The sequence below is a fragment of the Actinomyces urogenitalis genome, from assembly GCF_002861525.1.
In the GTDB taxonomy this organism is placed as follows: domain Bacteria; phylum Actinomycetota; class Actinomycetes; order Actinomycetales; family Actinomycetaceae; genus Actinomyces; species Actinomyces urogenitalis.
In genome coordinates, this window is the sequence record NZ_PKHA01000029.1 from 1 (window position 1) to 363 (window position 363).

At 64.7% G+C, this 363-nt stretch carries 1 rRNA gene; it reads left to right on the plus strand.

Annotated elements, in window-relative coordinates:
• The first annotated feature begins 157 nt into the window (after positions 1 to 157).
• A 5S ribosomal RNA gene (gene rrf / locus CYJ26_RS10525) occupies positions 158 to 274 on the plus strand.
• Positions 275 to 363 lie beyond the last annotated feature (89 nt).

Genomic DNA, 363 nt, shown 5'->3' on the forward strand with positions numbered 1-363 from the left:
TTGGCCAACACAAACAACAACACCACCCCCAACCACACGGTACGGGGCCGGTGAGGCAAAGAAAACAACGCTGCGCGTCCACTATACGGTCCAGGACCAACCCCAACACCAACCCCCCCCCACAAGGCGGGGGATCGTGTACGGCCCGACAAGACGTCTCGGTGGTCATAGCGGGGGAGCCACGCCCGGCCCCATTCCGAACCCGGAAGCTAAGACCCCCAGCGCCGATGGTACTGCACCCGCCAGGGTGTGGGAGAGTAGGACACCGCCGAGCACACAACCCAAAACAGGGTCGAAGGCCCCACACCACCACCCACCCAAGGGACGGCATGGTGTGGGGCCTCCCCACACCCCACCAAGCAC